Consider the following 19,179-nt stretch of genomic DNA (forward strand, 5'->3'; position numbering starts at 1 on the left):
GATGGCCGCCCAGGTTCGCGTACTTCGCCAGCGCATCCGCTCGGCGAAGGGGATGAAGAAGATCACCAAGGCGATGGAGCTCGTCGCGACGAGCCGCATCGCCAAGGCCCAGGCCCGGGTCGAGGCTTCTCTTCCGTACGCCCAGGCGATCACCGGCGTGCTCACCGCGCTGGCCTCGAACACGCGGATCGACCACCCGCTGCTCACCCCGCGCGAGCAGGTGCGGCGGGCGGGCGTCCTGCTGGTCACCGCCGACCGTGGTCTGGCCGGTGGTTACAGCTCGAACGCGATCCGGACCGCGGAGTCGCTGATCGCCCGGCTGAAGGCCGACGGCAAGGAGCCCGTGCTCTACGTCATCGGCCGCAAGGGCGTGACGTTCTACCGGTTCCGCAACCGGGACATCGCGGCGAGCTGGACCGGCTTCTCCGAGCAGCCGGGCTTCTCCGACGCCCGCGAGGTGGGCGAGACGCTGATCAAGGCGTTCTCGGCCGGCGCGGACGACGTGGACGGCGAGGCCGGGGCGGACGGGATCCTCGGGATCGACGAGCTGCACATCGTCTACACCGAGTTCAAGTCCCTGATGACCCAGACTCCGGTCACGAAGATCATCGGCCCGATGCAGGTCGAGGACCGGCCCCGGTCCGAGGGCCTGCTGCCGGCGTACGAGTTCGAGCCGGAGGCGGAGGCGCTGCTCGACGCGCTGCTGCCGAAGTACATCAACACGCGGATCTACGCGGCGTTGTTGGAGTCGGCGGCCAGCGAGTCGGCGTCCCGGCGGCGGGCGATGAAGAGCGCCACCGACAACGCCGAAGAGATGATCGAGAAGTACACGCGTGAGATGAACTCGGCCCGCCAGGCCGGGATCACCCAGGAGATCAGTGAGATCGTCGGCGGCGCGAACGCGCTGGCCGCGGCGGGAAGTGAAGTGTGATGACTGCCCCAGTAGAGACCAAGACGGCCACGGGTCGCGTGGTCCGGGTCATCGGCCCGGTCGTCGACGCCGAGTTCCCGCGCGACGCCATGCCGGACCTGTTCAACGCCCTGCACGTTGACGTGACCCTCTCCGGCGGTGAGAAGACGCTGACCCTCGAGGTCGCCCAGCACCTGGGTGACAACGTGGTCCGCGCCATCTCCATGCAGCCGACCGACGGCCTGGTCCGCGGCTCCGAGGTGCGCGACACCGGCTCCCCGATCAGCGTGCCGGTCGGCGACGCGGTCAAGGGCCACGTGTTCAACGCGATCGGCGAGGTCCTGAACCTCCGCGAGGGCGAGACGCTCGAGCCGGACGACCACTGGCAGATCCACCGCAAGGCCCCGGCCTTCGCGGACCTGGAGCCGAAGACCGAGATGCTGGAGACCGGCATCAAGGTCATCGACCTCCTCGCCCCGTACGTCAAGGGCGGCAAGATCGGCCTGTTCGGCGGCGCCGGCGTGGGCAAGACGGTGCTCATCCAGGAGATGATCACCCGGGTGGCCCGGAACTTCGGTGGTACCTCGGTCTTCGCCGGAGTGGGTGAGCGCACCCGTGAGGGCAACGACCTCATCGCCGAGATGACCGAGTCCGGCGTCATCGACAAGACCGCGCTGGTCTACGGCCAGATGGACGAGCCGCCGGGCACCCGGCTGCGGGTCGCCCTCTCCGCGCTCACCATGGCGGAGTACTTCCGCGACGTGAAGAAGCAGGAGGTGCTGCTCTTCATCGACAACATCTTCCGCTTCACCCAGGCCGGTTCCGAGGTCTCCACGCTGCTCGGCCGGATGCCGAGCGCGGTGGGTTACCAGCCGACCCTGGCCGACGAGATGGGCGAGCTCCAGGAGCGGATCACCTCCGTCCGGGGCCAGGCCATCACCTCGATGCAGGCGATCTACGTGCCCGCCGACGACTACACCGACCCGGCGCCGGCCACCACGTTCGCCCACCTGGACGCGACCACCAACCTGGAGCGGTCGATCTCCGACAAGGGCATCTACCCGGCGGTGGACCCGCTGGCGTCCTCGTCCCGGATCCTCGCCCCGGAGTTCGTCGGCCAGGAGCACTTCCAGGTCGCCACCGAGGTGAAGCGGATCCTGCAGCGCTACAAGGACCTGCAGGACATCATCGCCATCCTCGGTATCGAGGAGCTCTCCGAGGAAGACAAGATCACCGTGCAGCGCGCGCGGCGGATCGAGCGCTTCCTGTCGCAGAACACCTACGCCGCCGAGCAGTTCACCGGCGTGCCGGGCTCGACGGTCCCGATCAAGGAGACCATCGAGGCGTTCAAGAAGATCAGCGAGGGCGAGTACGACCACTTCCCCGAGCAGGCGTTCTTCATGTGCGGCGGTCTCGAGGACCTGGAGGCCAAGGCCAAGGAGCTGATGGAGGGCTGAGGCTCTCGTCACATCCACGGAGGCCGTCCCGACGAAAGTCGGGGCGGCCTCTGCCTGTTCAGGCCGCCCTTTACCAGATGTTCTTTTTCGGAGCAAGCGGTTCGGCCCACAGCGCGGTACCGTTTCGTGACGCGACGTTCACCTCCCGGAGGTGCGTTCACCGCAACCAAACCGAACCGCGCGCCCGTCTACCAGTCGTGGGCGTGACGATTGGAGATGCTCGTGGGTAAGGCCGGCACGGACCGCCGCCGCAAGGCGTCCATCTGGCGGGGGGTCCCCCGGTGGGCCAGGGTGTGCACCATCTTCGGCGTCGTCCTGATGGTGCTCAGCGGCAGCGTGCTGGTCGGCTACCACGCCCTGGTGAGCCGCTACGAGGGCGCGGTCGGCAAGGCCGACCTCTTCGGCGACCAGGCGGCCGGCGCCAACCAGAAGAGCGACATCAAGGGTCCGCTGAACATCCTGCTGGTCGGCATCGACCCGCGTAAGCCGGAGACCCCGCCGCTGGCCGACTCGATCATGATCCTGCACGTGCCGGCGGGCATGGACCGGGGCTACCTCTTCTCGCTGCCGCGGGACCTCCGGGTGGACATCCCCGAGTTCCCCAAGGCCAACTACCGCGGCGGCACCGACAAGCTCAACGCCGCGATGTCGTACGGCAGCCGGGTGCCCGGGCAGAACCCGGACGCCGCGCGCGGCTTCGAACTGCTCGCCAAGACCGTCCAGCAGGTCACCGGCATCGAACGCTTCGACGCGGGCGCGATCATCAACTTCAGCGGCTTCAAGAAGATCGTGGACGCGATGGGTGGCGTCGACATGAACATCGAGCGGGAGGTCCGCTCGGAACACCTGCAGCCGGACGGCAAGCCTCGCCAGTTGAAGCCGGGCGGCGGCGGGTACCTCGGCCCGCAGGCGGTGTACCAGAAGGGCAGCGCTCACCTCAGCGGCTGGCAGGCGCTGGACTACGTCCGGCAGCGCTACCCGAAGAACGGCGTGCCGGACGCCGACTACGGCCGGCAGCGGCACCAGCAGCAGTTCGTCAAGGCCATGGTCAACCAGGCGTTCAGCGCCGACGTGGTGACCAACCCGATCAAGCTCGACAAGGTGCTCCGCGCGGCCGGGCAGTCGCTGATCTTCAACGGCCGGGGGCACAGCGTGGTCGACTTCGCGCTCGCCCTGAAGGGCCTTCGGTCCAACTCCATCGAGACGATCAAGCTGCCGGGCGGGCCGGTCACCATCGGCGGGGCGTACAAGGGGGAGAAGCTCCAGCCGGCGGCGGAGGACTTCTTCGCGGCGATCCGGAACGAGCAGATCGACGCCTTCATGCTGGAGCACCCGGACTTCAAGCAGAAGAACAGCTAGTCTGACCGCCAGCGGGCCTCGGCACGCGCCGGGCCCGCTGGTGTGACCGTGGCGCAGCTCTCGCCACCCGCGTTGGGGCGCACCGAGGGCCGCGACTAGACTTTCGGCAATCCGCCGCCGCAGCAAGGAGACAGCGTGGCACAGCAGCTTCACGTCGAGCTCGTAGCCGTCGAGGAGAAGGTCTGGTCCGGCGAGGCCGAGATGGTCGTCGCCCGGACGACCGAGGGTGAGCTGGGTGTGCTGCCGGGGCACGCGCCCCTGCTCGGCCAGCTCGTGGAGCCCAGTCAGGTACGCATCAAGCAGGCCGGTGGCCAGCAGCTCGCGTACGACATCGCCGGCGGCTTCCTGTCGGTGACCGGTGAGGGCGTCACGGTCCTCGCCGAGAGCGCCACCCCCGCCACTCCGGCGCGCTGAGCCGACCCGCCGATGGAGATCGTGGAAGGGATCGGAATCGGCGTCGCGGTCGTGCTCGCCGCGCTCCTGATCCTCTTCATCCGGCGGGCCCTGTTCACCCGCAGCGGAGGCATCATCCGGCTCAGTGTCCGGGTCTCCACGATCCTCGACGGCCGAGGCTGGTCTCCCGGCTTCGGCCGTTTCGTCGGCGACGAACTCCGCTGGTACCGCATGTTCAGCTTCGCCCTGCGCCCTAAGCGGGTGCTCTCCCGTAAAGGGCTCGTCGTCGAGCGCCGCCGGCTGCCCGAAGGGCAGGAACGGCTCTCCATGCCGGCCGACTGGGTGATCCTCCGGTGTACCAGCAACCACGCTCCGGTCGAGATCGCCATGGCGCGGTCCACGGTGACCGGCTTCCTCTCCTGGCTCGAGGCCGCCCCGCCCGGGGCGGCCTCGCCACGTCTGGCCTCCCAGGACTGGCCGGCCGCCTGACCCCGCCCCCGTGCGGGCGTCGCCCGCCGGCTTCGTCGGCCTGCCTAGGCCTGCTCTGCCCGCCGGCTGCCGGCCTGCGTCGGCCTGCTTGGATCGCCGGCTGCTTCGTCGGCTTCCGCCCGCCTGCTTCCGCCCGCCTGCTTCGCCCGCCTGTTTGCTTCGGCCGGCTTCGTCCGCCCTCCTCCAGGTCGCCGGATCAGAGGTGCGACCCGTTCATGATCGACTGATGCTGCGGTAGGTCGGGGTGTCCGGGTTGCCGGTGGCTGCCCCTTGCCGCAGGCCGAGTGGATTTCGGTGGTCCTGCCCGCCGGCAAGGCCCCGCACCTGCTGATCGACTGGTCCGGGGAGGTCGCGGGTATGCCGGCGCCTGCCGGTCAGCGCGCTTTGGGGCAGGTCGGAGCGGGCCGGTCCGTGCAGGTCGCCGAGGTGGGGGTGTACGGGGCGGTCGGATACCGCCACCTCGGCGATGTCGCGTCGGGCCAAGCGCGCGGCAGGCTTCGCGGACCGGCCGGGCAGGTCGTTGTGGGGTGTATGTCCGGTCCTGGTCGGGGGTTACGGGGGGTTGGGCTGGTCCGAACGCGGTGGGCGGGCTGCCCGGTCACGGTGGGCTGGGTTGGTCCGAACGCGGTGGGCGGGCTGCCCGTCGCGGTGGGTTGGGCTGGCCCGGTCTTGGTGGGTTGGAAGTCCGGTCGCCGCGGGCTGGCCATCCCGTCGTGGTGGGCTGGGCTGGGGCCGGAGTCGCGGTGAGGTGGGCGTCCGGTCACGGTGCCTGGGTGTCCGGTTTCGGTGGAGTGGCCTGTCCGGTTTGCGCAGGTGGGCCGGGGACTGCGTGTGGCCGGGGGCATCGCGCGGCCGGAATGGTGGCCGGGTCAGGGGCGTTGAACACCGGTGTACGGCCGAGGAAGACCACGGCCCCGCCCAGCGGGATAGCAGTCCCGCCCGGCAGGTGGCCGGGCCCGGAATGATGGTGGCCGGCCGGTCGTTACACATGGTCCCGGCGCCGCGAAGCGGCCCAGCCCGCACAGGGCCGAGCCCCGCGAAGCCCCGCGAGAGCGGGTGCCCCCCCGGCGCCGGATCCCCCCTTAAAGACTTTCCCCCTTTTTTGTAGCGCCTGACGTGGTGCTTGCGCCCTGCCGACCCCCATCGGTGATGGTGCGCCGACCCCCGAATGGAGCTTTCCCATGAACACGATTATTCGTAAGAGCGTGCTTGGTATTGCTGGTCTGGCTTTCACCGGTGGTGTGTTCGCCGGTCCGATCGCCGCTCACGCTGAGGCCCGTCCCGTGGACGCCAAGCCCGTCGCGGTCCAGGCGGACAAGCCCGACATGGGCAAGCTGATCCCGCACGGTGTGCAGGGCACCCAGTCGAAGATTGATCTGAACGACGAGCAGACCGCCAACGCCAAGGCGATCATCGCCGCCACGAAGAAGGCGGGCCTGCCGGAGCGGGCCGCGGTGATCTCCATCGCCACCAGCCTGCAGGAGTCGAAGCTGGAGAACCTGGGGCACCTCGGCGAGAAGAACGACCATGACTCGCTGGGCCTGTTCCAGCAGCGCCCGTCCAGCGGTTGGGGCACGCCGGAGCAGATCACCGACCCGGAGTACGCGACCCTGGCGTTCGAGAAGGGCCTCAAGCAGGTCGACGGCTGGCAGGACATGCCGCTGACCGAGGCCGCCCAGACCGTGCAGGTGTCGGCCTACCCGGACGCGTACGCGCAGTGGGAGCAGCAGGCCGCCGACATCGTCGCCCAGCACTGGAACAACTGACCCTAACTAACGCCGCTGGCCGGCACCCCAACCAACGGGGTGCCGGCCGGCGGCGCTCTACCCGACCGAGGCGACCAGTTCGACCTCGTACCCCTGAGTGTCGGACAGGTACGCGGCGTACGTCCGCGGGCCGCCGGCGTGCGGATGGCGGTCCGGGAAGAGCAGTTCCCATCCGTGCTCGGGCGCGGCCGCGACCAGCCGGTCCACCGCGGCCGGCGACCCGGCGTGGAAGGCCAGGTGGTTGAGGCCCGGGGCGAGCCGGTCGTGCACCCGTCCGCTGAGCGCCGGGGACTCCTCCAGGACCAGGTACGTGGGGCCGAGCCGCCAGGAGCGGCCGGCGGGCCACTCCTGGTACGGCGTCCAGCCCAGCTCGCCGAGAAGCCAGCCCCAGCTATGCGTGGCGGCCGTGAAATCGGGGACCCAGAGCTCGACGTGGTGCAGCGCGCCGACGGTCAGCGCTTCCCGCCCGGCACCCATAGCACGTCTCCGTCCGGATTTGCCGTTCTTGCCAGGATAAAGAGCAGATCGGAGAGCCGGTTGAGATACTTGGCCGGAAGAGGGCTGGTCCGGTCGGCGTCGTGCGCGACCAGGGCCCACGCCGCACGCTCGGCGCGCCGGGCGGTCGTCCGTGCCACGTGCAGCAGTGCCGCGCCGGCGGTGCCGCCGGGGAGGATGAAGGAGTCGAGCTTGCTCAGGCGCGCGTTGTACTCGTCGCACCAGCCTTCGAGGCGCTCGACGTACTCCTCGGTGACCCGCAGGGGCGGATACTTCGGGTCCGGCTCCACCGGGGTCGCCAGGTCCGCGCCGACGTCGAACATGTCGTTCTGGATCGACTCCAGCACTGCCCGCAGCTCGTCGGGGAGCTGCCCGAGGGCGAGCGCGACGCCGATCGCGGCGTTGCACTCGTCCACGTCCGCGTACGCGGCGATCCGCGGATCGGTCTTCGGCACCTGCTCGTTGTTGCTCAGCCTGGTCATGCCGGCGTCGCCGGCCTTGGTGTAGATGCGCGTGAGGTGGACGGCCATGACGCACAGCCTACGGATACCGGACCTGACCATCCCGGCGCGGCCGGGCCAGACCGGGTGGTCGGCCGGGGTCGGTCCGGGTGACGCCGGCGACCCGGCGGTCAACGACGTCGACGTCATCCGGGTGTCCGGCGAGGCCCGGCTGGCGGGCACGGTGCACGTGGTCGGCGCGAAGAACTCCGCCCTCAAACTGATGGCCGCCGCGCTGCTCGCCCCCGGCCGCAGTGTGATCACCAACGTGCCGCGGATCACCGACATCGCGATCATGGGGGAGGTGCTCCGCCGGCTCGGCTGCGGCGTACGGTTCACCGCCGACGACCCGGTCGACCCGATGGTGGCCCGCGGCGGCGTGGAACGCTCCCGGTCGGTGGTCATCGACGTGCCGGAGCAGCCCGGCGCGGAGGCCGACTACGACCTGGTCCGCCGGCTGCGCGCGTCGATCTGCGTGCTTGGCCCGCTGCTGGCCCGCCGGGGGTACGTGCGGGTGGCCCACCCTGGCGGTGACGCCATCGGCTCGCGCGGCCTGGACATGCACATCGCCGGGCTGGCCCGGATGGGCGCGGAGATCTCCGGTGAGCACGGGTTCGTGATCGCCGAGGCCCCGGACGGGCTGCACGGCGCGGACATCGTGCTGGACTTTCCCAGCGTCGGCGCGACCGAGAACCTGGTGATGGCGGCGGTGCTGGCGCGGGGCAGCACGACGATCGACAACGCGGCCCGGGAGCCGGAGATCGTCGACATCTGCTCGATGCTGATCCGGATGGGCGCCCGGATCGAGGGCGAGGGCACCTCGACCCTGCACATCGTCGGGGTGCCCGAGTTGAACCCGGTCCGGCACGCCACGGTGGGGGACCGGATCGTCGCCGGGACCTGGGCGTTCGCCGCCGCGATGACCCGTGGGGACGTCACCGTGACCGGGGTCGAGCCGGCCTACCTGGAGGTCGCGCTGGACAAGCTGGTCTCGGCCGGCGGCCTGGTCGAGACCCGGGGCGGGGGCTTCCGGGTACGGATGGACGACCGCCCGACCGCCGTGGACGTGGTGACCCTGCCGTTCCCGGGCTTCGCCACCGACCTGTTGCCGATGGCGATCGGCCTGGCCGCGGTGAGCGACGGGGGCTCTCTGATCACCGAGAACATCTTCGACGGCCGGTTCATGTTCGCCAACGAGATGATGCGGCTCGGCGCGGACATCAGGACCGACGGTCACCATGCCCTGGTCTGCGGCCGCGAGCGGCTCTCCGGTGCCCCGGTGCGGGCCACCGACATCCGGGCCGGGGCGGGCCTGATCATCGCCGGGCTCTGCGCGGACGGGGTCACCGAGGTCTCCCACGTGCACCACGTCGACCGCGGTTACCCGGACTTCGTCGCCGACCTGCGGGCGCTCGGCGTGGCGGTGGAACGCGGCACCGTACCCGAGGAACCGGCCCTCGAGATCTGATGGGGGAGAGGGCTTAGCCCTCGTTCAGGCTCGCCGATTAGGGTGTGGCAGACACATCAACAGGCGAGGGAGAAGCAGATGGCGGGTCGACTCGCGGTCGTCGGTGCCGGGCTGATGGGCTCGGGCATCGCCCAGGTGGCGGCGCAGGCTGGCTGGCAGGTGACGCTGCGGGACCTGGACGACGCGGCCACCAAGCGGGGCGTCGACGGCATCCGGAAGTCGCTGGAGAAGTTCGCCGAGAAGGGGAAGATCGAGGCGTCCGAGGTCGAGGCGACCCTTGCCCGGATCACCCCGACCACCGAGCTGGAGGCGGCGGCCGACGCGGACATCGTGGTCGAGGCGGTCTTCGAGAAGATCGAGATCAAGCACGAGGTCTTCCGCGCGCTGGACAAGATCTGCAAGGCCGACGCGGTGCTGGCCACCAACACCTCGGCCATCCCGGTCACCCAGATCGCCACGGCGACCGAGCGCCCGGAGTCGGTCGTCGGTACCCACTTCTTCTCGCCGGTGCCGATGATGAAGCTCTGCGAGCTGGTCCGGGGTTACAAGACCAGCGACGCCGCCCTGGCGACCGCGAAGGCGTTCGCCGAGGAGATCGGCAAGACCGTGGTGGTGGTCAACCGGGACATCGCCGGCTTCGTCACCACCCGGCTGATCTGCGCGCTGGCCATGGAGGCGGTCAAGCTGGTCGAGTCCGGGGTGATCTCGGCCGAGGACCTGGACACCGCCTGCAAGCTGGGCTTCGGCCACGCCATGGGCCCGCTGGCCACGGTCGACCTGACCGGCGTCGACGTGCTGCTCAACGCCACGAAGAACATCTACACCGACACCGCGGACGAGAAGTTCTTCCCGCCGGAGCTGCTCCAGCGCATGGCCACCGCCGGCGATCTGGGCCGCAAGACCGGCCAGGGCTTCTACTCGTACTGAGCCGACCCGGGCCCTGCGGCACGCCGCAGGGCCCGTCCGTCCTCGGTGACCGCAGCGGGATCAGCTCGCCCGGGTCGGGGTGAGGGCGCCGCCCAGCAGCGCGAACCGATCCGGATCAGCCGGATGTCTCCGGCCGGGACGTCGGGTCCGTCGGTGACGGCCTTCCGGGCGGCCAGTTGGCGGGCGGCGAGCCCACCGACCGCCACGACGCCCGCCGTACCGGCGGCGGCCGCCAGCAGCCGACGCCGGGTCAGGGTGTGAGCCATGCCGCACAGTGTTCCACCTGCGGCGACGTTAGGCCCCGGGCCGCTGCGGGGGCCGCCGGGTCAGCCGTCGCGCTTGGTGGTCCAGCGGAAGGTGGTCAGGCAGAGGACCAGGCCGATGACGCACCAGGCGGCGAGCACCAGGGCCACCTTGCCCAGCTCGAACGAGCCGCCGGGCTCCTGCCCGCCGAAGCTGTCCGGCAGGAAGACCGACCGCAGTCCCTGGCACATCCACTTGAGCGGGAAGAGCGCGGCGACCTGCTGCATCCAGGTCGGCAGGCTGGTGAAGACGAAGAACACCCCGGAGATGAACTGGAGGACCAGTGCCACCGGGGTGACCACCGCCGAGCCGCTGCGGGCGGTCCGGGCCAGCGAGGAGATGGCGATGCCGCAGAGCGTGCAGGCGGTGACGCCGAGGACCGCGACCCAGCCGAAGGTCGCCCACTTGGCGGCGGTGTCGGGCAGCTTCAGGTCGAACAGCGCCACCGACACGGCGAGCAGCAGTGCGGTCTCGGCGATCCCGATGGCGACCACCATGAGGACCTTGCCGGCGAACCACACCCATTTCGGCATCGGCGTGCCCCGGTAGCGCTTGAGCACGCCCCGGTCCCGCTCGATGGGGATCCAGATGCCGAGGTTCTGGAAGCTCACCGTCATCAGGCCGGTCGCGATCATGCCGGTGATGAAGTACTGCGTGTAGCTGACCCCCGGTGCGATCTCGTCGTTGAAGATCGCCGCGAAGATCAGGATCATGATGATCGGGAAGCCCATCGTGAAGACGACGGACTCCCGGCTGCGCAGGAACTGGGTGATCTCCAACCGCCCCTGGCGCAGGGCCAGGGCGCCCGCCCCGAGCCGCCGGGCCGGTGCGGCGGCGACCGGGGCCGCCGGCTTCGTCGTGGTCGTCATCAGTGTCCGATCATCCGCAGGTAGACGTCTTCGAGGGTCGGCCGGGTCACGGTGAGGCCGGGGACCTCACCGCCGAAGCGCGCGGCGAGCTCCGCCACCAGCGCCGTCGGCGTCGCGGTCTCCGCCGACTCCGGCGTCCCGTCCGGGGTACGCCAGGAGACGGTCGCCAGGCCCTCCTGCCGGTTGCCGAGCCGGTTCGGCGGGGCGACCTCGACCAGCCGGCCGGCGGCGATCACGCCCACCCGGTCCGCGAGGGCCTCGGCCTCGTCCAGGTAGTGCGTGGTCAGCACGATGGTGGTGCCGGCGGCGGCCAGGTCGCGGATCAGCTCCCAGAACTCCCGGCGGGCCTCCGGGTCGAAGCCGGTGGTCGGCTCGTCCAGGAAGAGCAGCTCGGGGCGGCCGATGATGCCCAGCGCCACGTCGAGCCGGCGCTTCTGCCCGCCGGAGAGGGTGTGCGTGCGGGCCTTCGCCTTGGCGCCCAGCCCGACCCGCTCGATCACCTTGTCGGGGTCGTCGGCCCCCGGGTAGAAGCCGGAGAAGTGCCGGACCACCTCGGCGACGGTCAGCTCGTCGAACTCGCCGGTGCCCTGGAGCACGATGCCGACCCGGGAACGCCAGTTCGGGTCCGGACTGGCTGGATCGGCGCCGAGCACGCGTACCTCACCGGCGTCGCGCCGCCGGTAGCCTTCCAGGATCTCCACCGTGGTGGTCTTGCCGGCGCCGTTCGGGCCGAGCAGGGCGAACACCTCGCCCCGGTGCACGTCCAGGTCCACGCCCGCCACGGCGACGTTGTCCCCGTACGCCTTGCGCAGCCCCCGTACGGAGATCGCGAGCTGGTCATCCATGACGTCCAGTGTGCGTCCGCGGCGCAATCGGCGACGGGCCGGGGTGTGGTGGTGTCGGCCATGTCGCGCCGCTCGTGTCCGTCGGTCCGCTCCATGGACCTGTGTGGTTTTCCACAGCCCGTTTTACTGAACGGTAACTTAGACTCCGGCCATGGGTGAGAAGGGCATGGATGAGAAGGCTCCCTCGGCTCGACTGCCGGAGCGCGACCGCCCCTGGGTGATGCGCACCTACGCCGGGCACTCCTCCGCCGCGGCCACCAACGCGCTCTTCCGCCGCAACCTGGCGAAGGGGCAGACCGGTCTCTCCGTCGCCTTCGACCTGCCCACCCAGACCGGGTACGACCCGGACCACGAGCTGGCCACCGGTGAGGTGGGCCGGGTGGGCGTCCCGGTGGCGCACCTCGGCGACATGCGGGCCCTCTTCGACGGCATCCCGCTGGCCGAGATGAACACCTCGATGACCATCAACGCGCCGGCCATGTGGCTGCTCGGCCTCTACGGCACGGTCGCCGCCGAGCAGGGCGCGGAGCTGCACCGCTGCGCCGGCACCACGCAGAACGACATCATCAAGGAGTACCTGTCCCGGGGGACGTACATCTTCCCGCCGGCCGCGTCGCTGCGGCTGACCGCGGACGTCATCGCGTACACGCTGCGCGAGATGCCGAAGTGGAACCCGGTCAACATCTGCTCGTACCACCTCCAGGAGGCCGGCGCGACGCCGGTGCAGGAGGTCGGCTTCGCGCTCGCCACCGCCGTCGCCGTGCTCGACGCGGTCCGGGACTCCGGCCAGGTGCCCGCCGAGCGGATGGGCGACGTCGTCCAGCGGATCTCCTTCTTCGTCAACGCGGGGGTGCGCTTCGTCGAGGAGATCGCCAAGATGCGCGCGTTCGGCGCGCTCTGGGACGAGATCACCCGCGACCGGTACGGCGTGACCAACCCGAAACAGCGCCGGTTCCGCTACGGCGTCCAGGTCAACTCGCTCGGCCTCACCGAGGCGCAGCCGGAGAACAACATCCAGCGCATCGTGCTGGAGATGCTCGGCGTGACCCTCTCCCGGGACGCCCGGGCCCGCGCCGTGCAGCTGCCCGCCTGGAACGAGGCGCTCGGCCTGCCCCGCCCGTGGGACCAGCAGTGGTCGCTGCGCATGCAGCAGGTGCTGGCGTACGAGTCGGACCTGCTGGAGTACCCGGACCTCTTCGAGGGCTCGCACGTGATGACCGCGCTGGTCGACGACATCGTCGCCGGTGCCCGGGTCGAGCTGGAGAAGGTGCTGGAGATGGGCGGCGTGGTGGCCGCCGTGGAGACCGGCTACCTGAAGAGCGCCCTGGTCGCCTCGCTCGCCGACCGTCGCCGGCGGATGGAGGCCGGCACCGACGTGGTGATCGGCGTCAACCGGTACACCGAGACCGAGCCGTCGCCGCTGACCGCGGCCGGCGCCGAGGCGATCGAGCAGGTCGATCCGGCCGTCGAGGCGGCCGCCGCCGACGCCGTACGCGAGTGGCGGGCCGGCCGGGACGCGGCGGCCGTGGACGCGGCACTGGCCCGGCTCCGCGCGGACGCCGCGACCACCACGAACCTGATGGCCGCGACGCTGGAGTGCGTGCGGGCCGGGGTGACCACCGGGGAGTGGGCCGGCGCGTTGCGCCAGGTCTTCGGCGAGTACCGGGCCCCCACGGGCCTCGCGGGGGCGGCCGGCGCCGGCGGCGAGGCGGGCCTCGCGGCGGTCCGGGAGCGGGTCGCCGCCACCGCGCGGGAGCTGGGCAGCGGCCGGCTGCGGCTGCTGGTCGGCAAGCCGGGCCTGGACGGGCACTCCAACGGCGCCGAGCAGATCGCGGTACGCGCCCGCGACGCCGGCTTCGAGGTGGTCTACCAGGGCATCCGGCTGACCGCCGGGCAGATCGTGGCCGCCGCCGTCGAGGAGGACGTGGACCTGGTCGGCCTCTCCGTGCTCTCCGGCTCGCACCTCGCCGCCGTGCCGGCGGTGCTGGACGGGCTGCGCGTCGCCGGGCGGGGTGACCTGCCGGTGGTGGTCGGCGGCATCATCCCGACCGCCGACGCGGCGACGCTGCGGGCCGCCGGGGTGGCCCGGGTCTACACGCCGAAGGACTTCGCGCTCACCGGCATCATCGACGACCTCGTGACGGTGATCCGCGAGGCCAACGCCCTGGGTTGAGCCCCTTTCAACGCCTCAGCGGCTCACGTAGGTCTGGCAGTCGGCCAGGTCCGTCCGCGGGCCGACGGTGATCGCCGGGGCGTGGCACTCCAGATCCGAGTTGTGCTGGCAGTCCGACCGGGTGCAGGCGCCGACCTGGGCGTTGATCTGGTCGGTGCCGCCGCGTACCGGCATCTCGACGAAGGTGTGGCAGTGCGCGTGGTCGCTGCTGCCGATCGTGATCGCGAAGGCGTGGCAGTCGTTGGTGTGGTTGTAGGCGCAGGACCTGACGGTGCATTCCTGCACCCGGGGCATCTCCATCGACGCGGTCATGGCGGCGTCCTCCTTAGGTGTCTGAGGCGATTTTAGGCATTTGGCCGATTCACCTTCGCGGCGTTCGTGGCCTCGTCCCCCGGTCCCTGCTCTGCAGCGGTGCCCCGCCCTGATCAGCGGCTCGGTGAGCGGCTCGCTCTGCGGCAGCTCGCGGTGTCCGGGCCGCCGGTCAGGGCGCTCTGCGGCATGGCGAGTGGATCACGACGGTCCTGCCGGAGACGGCGAGGCGTTATGTCGCCCATGTCCGGTTCGTCAAGCGATGGGCGTGCTCGGTGGAACGCTATGGAGGTCATCGGGGCCCGGATACCTACATGGCGTTCCACCGAGCAGGGCCGGCTACCGGGATGGCCTGGGTTGCGTGGGGTGTGGTGTCCGGTTTGGGGGTGTGGCCGGGGACATCGTGGGGGCGGAATGGTGGCCGGGTCGGGGGCGTTGAACACCGGTGTACGGCCGAGGAAGACCACCGCCCCGCCCAGCGGGATGACAACCCCGCCGGCAGATGGCCGGGAATGATGGTGGCCGGCCGGTCGTTACACATGGTCCCGGCGCCGCGAAGCGGCCCAGCCCCGCGCGCCGGATTCCCCGAGACTTTGAGCGCCTGACGGTGCTTGCGCACACCCTGCCGACCCCCATCGGTGATGGTGCGCCGACCCCCGAATGGAGCTTCGCCATGAACACGATCTTCCGTAAGAGCGTTCTTGGTATTGCTGGTCTGGCTTTCACCGGTGGTGTGTTCGCCGGTCCGATCGCCGCTCACGCCGACGCTCGTCCCGTGGACGCCAAGCCCGTCGCGGTCATGCAGGCCGACAAGCCCGACATGGGCAAGCTGATCCCGCACGGTGTCCAGGGCACCCAGTCGAAGATTGATCTGAACGACGAGCAGACCGCCAACGCCAAGGCGATCATCGCCGCCACGAAGAAGGCCGGCCTGCCGGAGCGGGCCGCGGTGATCTCCATCGCCACCAGCCTGCAGGAGTCGAAGCTGGAGAACCTGGGCCACCTCGGCGAGAAGAACGACCATGACTCGCTGGGCCTGTTCCAGCAGCGCCCGTCCAGCGGTTGGGGCACGCCGGAGCAGATCACCGACCCCGAGTACGCGACCCTGGCGTTCGAGAAGGGCCTCAAGCAGGTCGACGGCTGGCAGGACATGCCGCTGACCGAGGCCGCCCAGACCGTGCAGGTGTCGGCCTACCCGGACGCGTACGCGCAGTGGGAGCAGCAGGCCGCCGACATCGTCGCCCAGCACTGGAACAACTGACACACCTGAGCAACACGCTGGCCGGCACCCCGAACCGGGGTGCCGGCCAGCGGCGTATCCGGATCAGACCCGGAACCCGGCGGCGCGGGCCGCCGCCCGTTCCCGTCGCCGATCCTTACGGCGGCGGAGGAACCAGAAGAGGAACGCCACGAGGCCGAGCAGGAACGCCAACACCAGTACGGGCAGCAGGATCGCCACCACCGACATGACGGCGCTGGTCGCGTCCTCGGCGGTGCTGGCCACCGGGGCGCCGAAGCCGGCGGTGGTCGCGTTGATGACCGGGCGGGCCGCCGCCTTGAGCAGGTGCACGCCGAGCGCGATCAGTACGCCGACCAGCACCGGCACCCACTGGTGTGAGGAGAAGAAGGTGTCCGGATCGCTGACCGTGACGGTCTGCGAGCTGGAGCCGGCGCCGAACGCCAGGCCGCCGGCGGTCGGCCGGACCACCGTCTGCACCACGTCGTTGACGTGGTCCACCACCGGCACCTTGTCGGCGACCACCTCGACGGCGAGCAGCACGGCGAGGATCAGGATGACCCAGCCGTTGCCCAGCCACTGCCAGCCGCTGGGCAGGTCGACCAGGTCGGTGTAGCGCGCCAGCAGACCCATCAGGAGCAGCGGGATGTAGGCGTTCAGTCCGGCCGAGGCGGCGAGACCGGAACCGGTGAGGACTTCGAGCACGATCTCAATATCGCACCGGTACGCCAGTGGCGCTCGTCGGCGACGGCCCGGTGCTCGGCTACCCTCGTCGGGTGCGGTTGGTGATTGCGAAGTGCTCGGTGGACTACGTCGGACGGCTCTCGGCACACCTGCCGTTGGCCACCCGGTTGCTCATGGTGAAGGCGGACGGCTCGGTGTCGATCCACGCGGACGACCGGGCGTACAAGCCGCTGAACTGGATGAGCCCGCCGTGCCGGCTGGAGGAGGCCCCCGGGGTGTGGCGGGTGGTCAACAAGGCCGGCGAGGAGCTGCGGATCACCCTGGAGGAGATCTTCCAGGACACCTCGTACGAGCTGGGCGTCGACCCGGGCCTGCGCAAGGACGGCGTCGAGGCGCACCTGCAGGAGCTGCTCGCCGCCAACCCGGAGACCCTCGGCACGGGCTTCACCCTGGTGCGGCGGGAGTACATGACCGCGATCGGCCCGGTGGACCTGCTCTGCCGGGACGCCAACCAGGGCGCGGTCGCGGTGGAGGTGAAGCGGCGCGGCGAGATCGACGGCGTGGAGCAGCTCACCCGCTACCTCGAACTGATGAACCGCGATCCGCTGCTCGCCCCGGTCACCGGCGTCTTCGCGGCGCAGGAGATCAAGCCGCAGGCGCGGGTGCTCGCCACCGACCGCGGCATCCGCTGCGTGGTGGTCGACTACGACAAGCTGCGCGGCATCGAGCGCGACGAGCTGACGCTGTTCTGAGTGGCGCGGCCGGGGTCGTCAGCGCCCCCGGCCGTACATCAGCTTGGCGGCCTTGACCAGGCGGGCGACGTCGGCCGGGGTGCGCTCGAAGGTCATCGCCGGCAGCATCGACCTGGCCCGGCGCTTGGTGATGGACTTCGCCCGGCCGAACTCCCGCAGCCCGTCCTCGCCGTGGATCCGGCCGAAGCCGGACTCGCCGACGCCGCCGAACGGCAGGGTGGACATCCCGGCGAAGGTGAGCGTCGAGTTGACCGACGCCATCCCCGAGCGCAGCCGCCGCGCGACCGCCACCGCCCGCTTGCGGCCGAAGACCGAACCCCCCAGACCGTACGGGAGGGCGTTGGCCCGCTCGACGGCCTCGTCCACGTCGCGGACCCGGTTGACGGTCAGCGTCGGCCCGAAGGTCTCCTCACGGACGGCGGCCGAGTCCTCCGGCACGTCCAGCAGCACCGTCGGGTGGACGTACGGCGGCTGGACCGCGTCGGCGCCGCCGAGCACCGCCCGGCCGCCGGCCGCCACGCCGTCCTCGATGTGCCGACGGATGATGTCCAGTTGGGACGGCATGGTGATCGGGCCGATGTCGGCGCCGTCGGGGCCGACGGTCAACCGGCCGGCCTTCGCCACCACCTTGTCGACGAAGGCGTCGAAGACCTGGTCGACGGCGTAGACCCGTTCGATCCCGATGCAGGTCTGCCCGGCGTTGGTCAGCGCGCCCCAGACGCACGCCTCGGCGGCCGCGTCCAGGTCGGCGTCGGCGTCCACGATCATCGCGTCCTTGCCGCCCGCCTCCAGCAGCACCGGGGTCAGCGTCTCGGCGCAGGCCGCCATCACCTTCTTGGCCGTGCGGGTGGAGCCGGTGAAGGCCAGCTTGCCCACCCCGGCGCGGCACAGCGCCGCGCCCACGTCGCCGAGGCCGTGCACCGCCTGCAGGACCGGCTGCTCCGGCACCACCTCGGCGAACCGGTCCACCAGCCACTGCCCGACGGCCGGGGTGTACTCGCTCGGCTTGAACACCACGGCGTTCCCCGCCGCCAGCGCGTACGCCGCGGAGCCGATCGGGGTGAAGACCGGGTAGTTCCACGGGCCGATCACCCCGACCACGCCGTACGGCTGGTATTCGAGGTGGCCGGTGAACTCGGCGAGGATCAGCCGGGTGCGGACCCGCCGGGGCCCGAGCACCCGCTTCGCGTTGCGCGCCGCCCAGTCGATGTGCTCCAGCGCCGTGAGGATCTCGACGACGGCGTCCGCGACGGGCTTGCCACCCTCGGTGTGCACCAGCTCGGCCAGTTCCTCGATCCGCCGGGCGATCACGCCCCGCCAGCGCAGCAGCCGCTCCCGCCGGCCGGTGAAGCCGAGCCCGGCCCACCAGTCGGCGGCGACCCGGGCGCGCGCGACCGCGTCCCGCACGTCCGCCTCGGTCGCCACCGGGAGACGTCCGGCCTCCGCGCCGGTCGCCGGGCTGGTGGACACCAGCCGGCCATCCTCGATGATCGGGGTCCCCGGGACATGCACAGCCGTCATGGCCGAAGTCTAGACCCGAACATTACTCACCGGTAGGTGCTGGCGGTCGGCGGGATCGACGGACCTGCGGCGGGGAGCGGGCCGCCGAACGGCGAACGGGAGGTGACCGGCCGGAGTCGCGGGGGTGACCACGCGGCGGTGGAGGCGGCTACGGTGAGGTGGCACGCTGACGCGGGGGCGATGGTGGGGCGGAGGGGCGAGAAGTCCATGGAGGAGCACCCGGAGCTGATGCCGCTGCTGACCGTGGCGGGTGGGGCGATGCGGGGACTGAGCTTCCGGGTCGGCCGGGGCGCGCAGGTTATCGGCCGGGCGCCGAGCGCCGACATCGTGCTCGTCGACGCGCACCTCAGCCGGCGGCACGCCACGGTCCAGTTGACCGCCGAGGGGGTGTCGCTGACCGACCTCGGCTCGACCAACGGCACCTGGCTCAACGATCGGCGGATCAGCGGCAGCGTGCCGCTCGCGGACGGGGACGTGGTCCGGGTGGGCCGCACCGAGCTGCGGTTCTTCGATCCCGGCCTGGCCCGCACCGACCCGGTCGGGCTGCACTTCGGGATGCCGCGCCGGGACCACCGGCCCACCCTTCCGCTGCCCGTGCCGACGCCGCGGCAGCCGGTCGAGCCGATCGAGCCGACCGAGCCGGTGCCGCCGCGCGCCGGCACCGTGCCGCTGCCGGCCGACGTCCCCCGCTGACCTGGCCGGCCGACACCGGCCGGGGGCGC

20 protein-coding genes are annotated in these 19,179 nt (G+C 71.1%); 12 read left to right on the forward strand and 8 right to left on the reverse strand.

The window, feature by feature from the left end; all coding sequences use genetic code 11:
• The first annotated feature begins 1 nt into the window (after nt 1).
• The 6 genes from EFE23_RS06815 (at nt 2) to EFE23_RS06845 (ending at nt 6,374) form a co-directional block, all read left to right on the forward strand.
• On the forward strand, nt 2-931 hold the full coding sequence (locus tag EFE23_RS06815) for a F0F1 ATP synthase subunit gamma (RefSeq protein WP_123240041.1): 930 nt from the start codon (nt 2-4) through the stop codon (nt 929-931).
• The gene (gene atpD / locus EFE23_RS06820) at nt 931-2,367 is read left to right on the forward strand and encodes a F0F1 ATP synthase subunit beta (protein ID WP_123240042.1); all 1,437 of its coding nucleotides are present in this window, start codon (nt 931-933) and stop codon (nt 2,365-2,367) included. Before EFE23_RS06815 ends, atpD begins: the two co-directional genes overlap by 1 nt.
• 216 nt (nt 2,368-2,583) lie before the next feature.
• Nucleotides 2,584-3,726, forward strand: a complete 1,143-nt coding sequence (locus tag EFE23_RS06825; protein ID WP_123240043.1) for an LCP family protein — start codon at nt 2,584-2,586, stop codon at nt 3,724-3,726.
• A 135-nt stretch (nt 3,727-3,861) separates the two neighbouring features.
• Nucleotides 3,862-4,140 (forward strand): F0F1 ATP synthase subunit epsilon, encoded by a 279-nt coding sequence (locus tag EFE23_RS06830; RefSeq protein WP_123240044.1) that lies wholly within the window; start codon nt 3,862-3,864, stop codon nt 4,138-4,140.
• Between the two features lie 12 nt (nt 4,141-4,152).
• A complete protein-coding gene (locus EFE23_RS06835; protein WP_123240045.1) occupies nt 4,153-4,608 on the forward strand; it encodes a DUF2550 domain-containing protein in 456 nt (151 codons plus the stop codon).
• Between the two features lie 1,181 nt (nt 4,609-5,789).
• Nucleotides 5,790-6,374: a hypothetical protein gene (locus tag EFE23_RS06845; RefSeq protein WP_123240047.1), complete on the forward strand. Its 585-nt coding sequence runs from the start codon at nt 5,790-5,792 to the stop codon at nt 6,372-6,374.
• 57 nt (nt 6,375-6,431) lie between these two features.
• On the opposite strand, the gene EFE23_RS06850 is transcribed toward EFE23_RS06845, so the two are convergent.
• Nucleotides 6,432-6,851, reverse strand: a complete 420-nt coding sequence (locus tag EFE23_RS06850) for a VOC family protein (protein ID WP_123240048.1) — start codon at nt 6,849-6,851, stop codon at nt 6,432-6,434.
• Nucleotides 6,827-7,399 carry a cob(I)yrinic acid a,c-diamide adenosyltransferase gene (locus tag EFE23_RS06855; RefSeq protein ID WP_123240049.1) on the reverse strand — a complete coding sequence of 191 codons (573 nt, stop codon included), beginning with the start codon at nt 7,397-7,399 and terminating at the stop codon, nt 6,827-6,829. The genes EFE23_RS06850 and EFE23_RS06855 overlap by 25 nt, the downstream gene beginning before the upstream one ends.
• Between EFE23_RS06855 and murA the strand changes: the two genes are divergently transcribed.
• Nucleotides 7,398-8,837: a UDP-N-acetylglucosamine 1-carboxyvinyltransferase gene (gene murA / locus EFE23_RS06860; RefSeq protein ID WP_123240050.1), complete on the forward strand. Its 1,440-nt coding sequence runs from the start codon at nt 7,398-7,400 to the stop codon at nt 8,835-8,837. The two genes, EFE23_RS06855 and murA, sit on opposite strands and share 2 nt — an antisense overlap.
• A gap of 42 nt (nt 8,838-8,879) precedes the next feature.
• Nucleotides 8,880-9,764 carry a 3-hydroxyacyl-CoA dehydrogenase family protein gene (locus EFE23_RS06865; protein ID WP_369410320.1) on the forward strand — a complete coding sequence of 295 codons (885 nt, stop codon included), beginning with the start codon at nt 8,880-8,882 and terminating at the stop codon, nt 9,762-9,764.
• On the opposite strand, the gene EFE23_RS06870 is transcribed toward EFE23_RS06865, so the two are convergent.
• Genes EFE23_RS06870 through EFE23_RS06880 form a run of 3 tightly spaced genes read right to left on the reverse strand, consistent with a single transcriptional unit; the run spans nt 9,752 to nt 11,781 of the window.
• A complete protein-coding gene (locus tag EFE23_RS06870; RefSeq protein ID WP_123240052.1) occupies nt 9,752-10,030 on the reverse strand; it encodes a hypothetical protein in 279 nt (92 codons plus the stop codon). The two genes, EFE23_RS06865 and EFE23_RS06870, sit on opposite strands and share 13 nt — an antisense overlap.
• Nucleotides 10,031-10,090: 60 nt before the next feature.
• Nucleotides 10,091-10,936, reverse strand: a complete 846-nt coding sequence (locus EFE23_RS06875; protein WP_123240053.1) for an ABC transporter permease — start codon at nt 10,934-10,936, stop codon at nt 10,091-10,093.
• Complete coding sequence (locus tag EFE23_RS06880) at nt 10,936-11,781, reverse strand: ABC transporter ATP-binding protein (RefSeq protein ID WP_123240054.1); 846 nt, start codon at nt 11,779-11,781, stop codon at nt 10,936-10,938. Before EFE23_RS06880 ends, EFE23_RS06875 begins: the two co-directional genes overlap by 1 nt.
• A 166-nt stretch (nt 11,782-11,947) precedes the next feature.
• Between EFE23_RS06880 and EFE23_RS06885 the strand changes: the two genes are divergently transcribed.
• Nucleotides 11,948-13,954, forward strand: a complete 2,007-nt coding sequence (locus EFE23_RS06885) for a protein meaA (protein WP_123240096.1) — start codon at nt 11,948-11,950, stop codon at nt 13,952-13,954.
• 15 nt (nt 13,955-13,969) lie between these two features.
• On the opposite strand, the gene EFE23_RS06890 is transcribed toward EFE23_RS06885, so the two are convergent.
• Nucleotides 13,970-14,266 carry a DUF1540 domain-containing protein gene (locus EFE23_RS06890; protein ID WP_123240055.1) on the reverse strand — a complete coding sequence of 99 codons (297 nt, stop codon included), beginning with the start codon at nt 14,264-14,266 and terminating at the stop codon, nt 13,970-13,972.
• A gap of 670 nt (nt 14,267-14,936) precedes the next feature.
• On the opposite strand from EFE23_RS06890, the gene EFE23_RS06895 reads away from it, so the two are divergent.
• Nucleotides 14,937-15,524 (forward strand): hypothetical protein, encoded by a 588-nt coding sequence (locus EFE23_RS06895; protein ID WP_123240056.1) that lies wholly within the window; start codon nt 14,937-14,939, stop codon nt 15,522-15,524.
• Nucleotides 15,525-15,587: 63 nt separating this feature from the next.
• Here EFE23_RS06895 and EFE23_RS06900 read toward each other — a convergent pair whose 3' ends face one another.
• Nucleotides 15,588-16,205, reverse strand: a complete 618-nt coding sequence (locus tag EFE23_RS06900; RefSeq protein WP_123240057.1) for a DUF4126 domain-containing protein — start codon at nt 16,203-16,205, stop codon at nt 15,588-15,590.
• Between the two features lie 71 nt (nt 16,206-16,276).
• On the opposite strand from EFE23_RS06900, the gene nucS reads away from it, so the two are divergent.
• A complete protein-coding gene (nucS, locus tag EFE23_RS06905) occupies nt 16,277-16,936 on the forward strand; it encodes an endonuclease NucS (RefSeq protein ID WP_123240097.1) in 660 nt (219 codons plus the stop codon).
• An 18-nt stretch (nt 16,937-16,954) separates the two neighbouring features.
• On the opposite strand, the gene EFE23_RS06910 is transcribed toward nucS, so the two are convergent.
• A complete protein-coding gene (locus EFE23_RS06910; RefSeq protein WP_123240058.1) occupies nt 16,955-18,457 on the reverse strand; it encodes an aldehyde dehydrogenase family protein in 1,503 nt (500 codons plus the stop codon).
• A gap of 153 nt (nt 18,458-18,610) precedes the next feature.
• Between EFE23_RS06910 and EFE23_RS06915 the strand changes: the two genes are divergently transcribed.
• On the forward strand, nt 18,611-19,150 hold the full coding sequence (locus tag EFE23_RS06915) for an FHA domain-containing protein (RefSeq protein WP_233600903.1): 540 nt from the start codon (nt 18,611-18,613) through the stop codon (nt 19,148-19,150).
• Nucleotides 19,151-19,179: the final 29 nt, after the last annotated feature.

The organism is Micromonospora solifontis (genome assembly GCF_003725545.1).
GTDB classification, from domain to species: domain Bacteria; phylum Actinomycetota; class Actinomycetes; order Mycobacteriales; family Micromonosporaceae; genus Micromonospora; species Micromonospora solifontis.

What these genes read in the sequence shown, in the direction of transcription:
- EFE23_RS06815 (WP_123240041.1), top strand. Translation starts at nt 2, where the DNA reads ATGGCCGCCCAGGTTCGCGTACTTCGCCAGCGCATCCGCTCGGCGAAG.
- atpD (WP_123240042.1), top strand. Translation starts at nt 931, where the DNA reads ATGACTGCCCCAGTAGAGACCAAGACGGCCACGGGTCGCGTGGTCCGG.
- EFE23_RS06825 (WP_123240043.1), top strand. Translation starts at nt 2,584, where the DNA reads ATGCTCGTGGGTAAGGCCGGCACGGACCGCCGCCGCAAGGCGTCCATC.
- EFE23_RS06835 (WP_123240045.1), top strand. Translation starts at nt 4,153, where the DNA reads ATGGAGATCGTGGAAGGGATCGGAATCGGCGTCGCGGTCGTGCTCGCC.
- EFE23_RS06845 (WP_123240047.1), top strand. Translation starts at nt 5,790, where the DNA reads ATGAACACGATTATTCGTAAGAGCGTGCTTGGTATTGCTGGTCTGGCT.
- EFE23_RS06850 (WP_123240048.1), bottom strand. Translation starts at nt 6,851, where the DNA reads ATGGGTGCCGGGCGGGAAGCGCTGACCGTCGGCGCGCTGCACCACGTC.
- murA (WP_123240050.1), top strand. Translation starts at nt 7,398, where the DNA reads ATGACGCACAGCCTACGGATACCGGACCTGACCATCCCGGCGCGGCCG.
- EFE23_RS06855 (WP_123240049.1), bottom strand. Translation starts at nt 7,399, where the DNA reads ATGGCCGTCCACCTCACGCGCATCTACACCAAGGCCGGCGACGCCGGC.
- EFE23_RS06870 (WP_123240052.1), bottom strand. Translation starts at nt 10,030, where the DNA reads ATGGCTCACACCCTGACCCGGCGTCGGCTGCTGGCGGCCGCCGCCGGT.
- EFE23_RS06875 (WP_123240053.1), bottom strand. Translation starts at nt 10,936, where the DNA reads ATGACGACCACGACGAAGCCGGCGGCCCCGGTCGCCGCCGCACCGGCC.
- EFE23_RS06880 (WP_123240054.1), bottom strand. Translation starts at nt 11,781, where the DNA reads ATGGATGACCAGCTCGCGATCTCCGTACGGGGGCTGCGCAAGGCGTAC.
- EFE23_RS06885 (WP_123240096.1), top strand. Translation starts at nt 11,948, where the DNA reads ATGGATGAGAAGGCTCCCTCGGCTCGACTGCCGGAGCGCGACCGCCCC.
- EFE23_RS06890 (WP_123240055.1), bottom strand. Translation starts at nt 14,266, where the DNA reads ATGACCGCGTCGATGGAGATGCCCCGGGTGCAGGAATGCACCGTCAGG.
- EFE23_RS06895 (WP_123240056.1), top strand. Translation starts at nt 14,937, where the DNA reads ATGAACACGATCTTCCGTAAGAGCGTTCTTGGTATTGCTGGTCTGGCT.
- EFE23_RS06910 (WP_123240058.1), bottom strand. Translation starts at nt 18,457, where the DNA reads ATGACGGCTGTGCATGTCCCGGGGACCCCGATCATCGAGGATGGCCGG.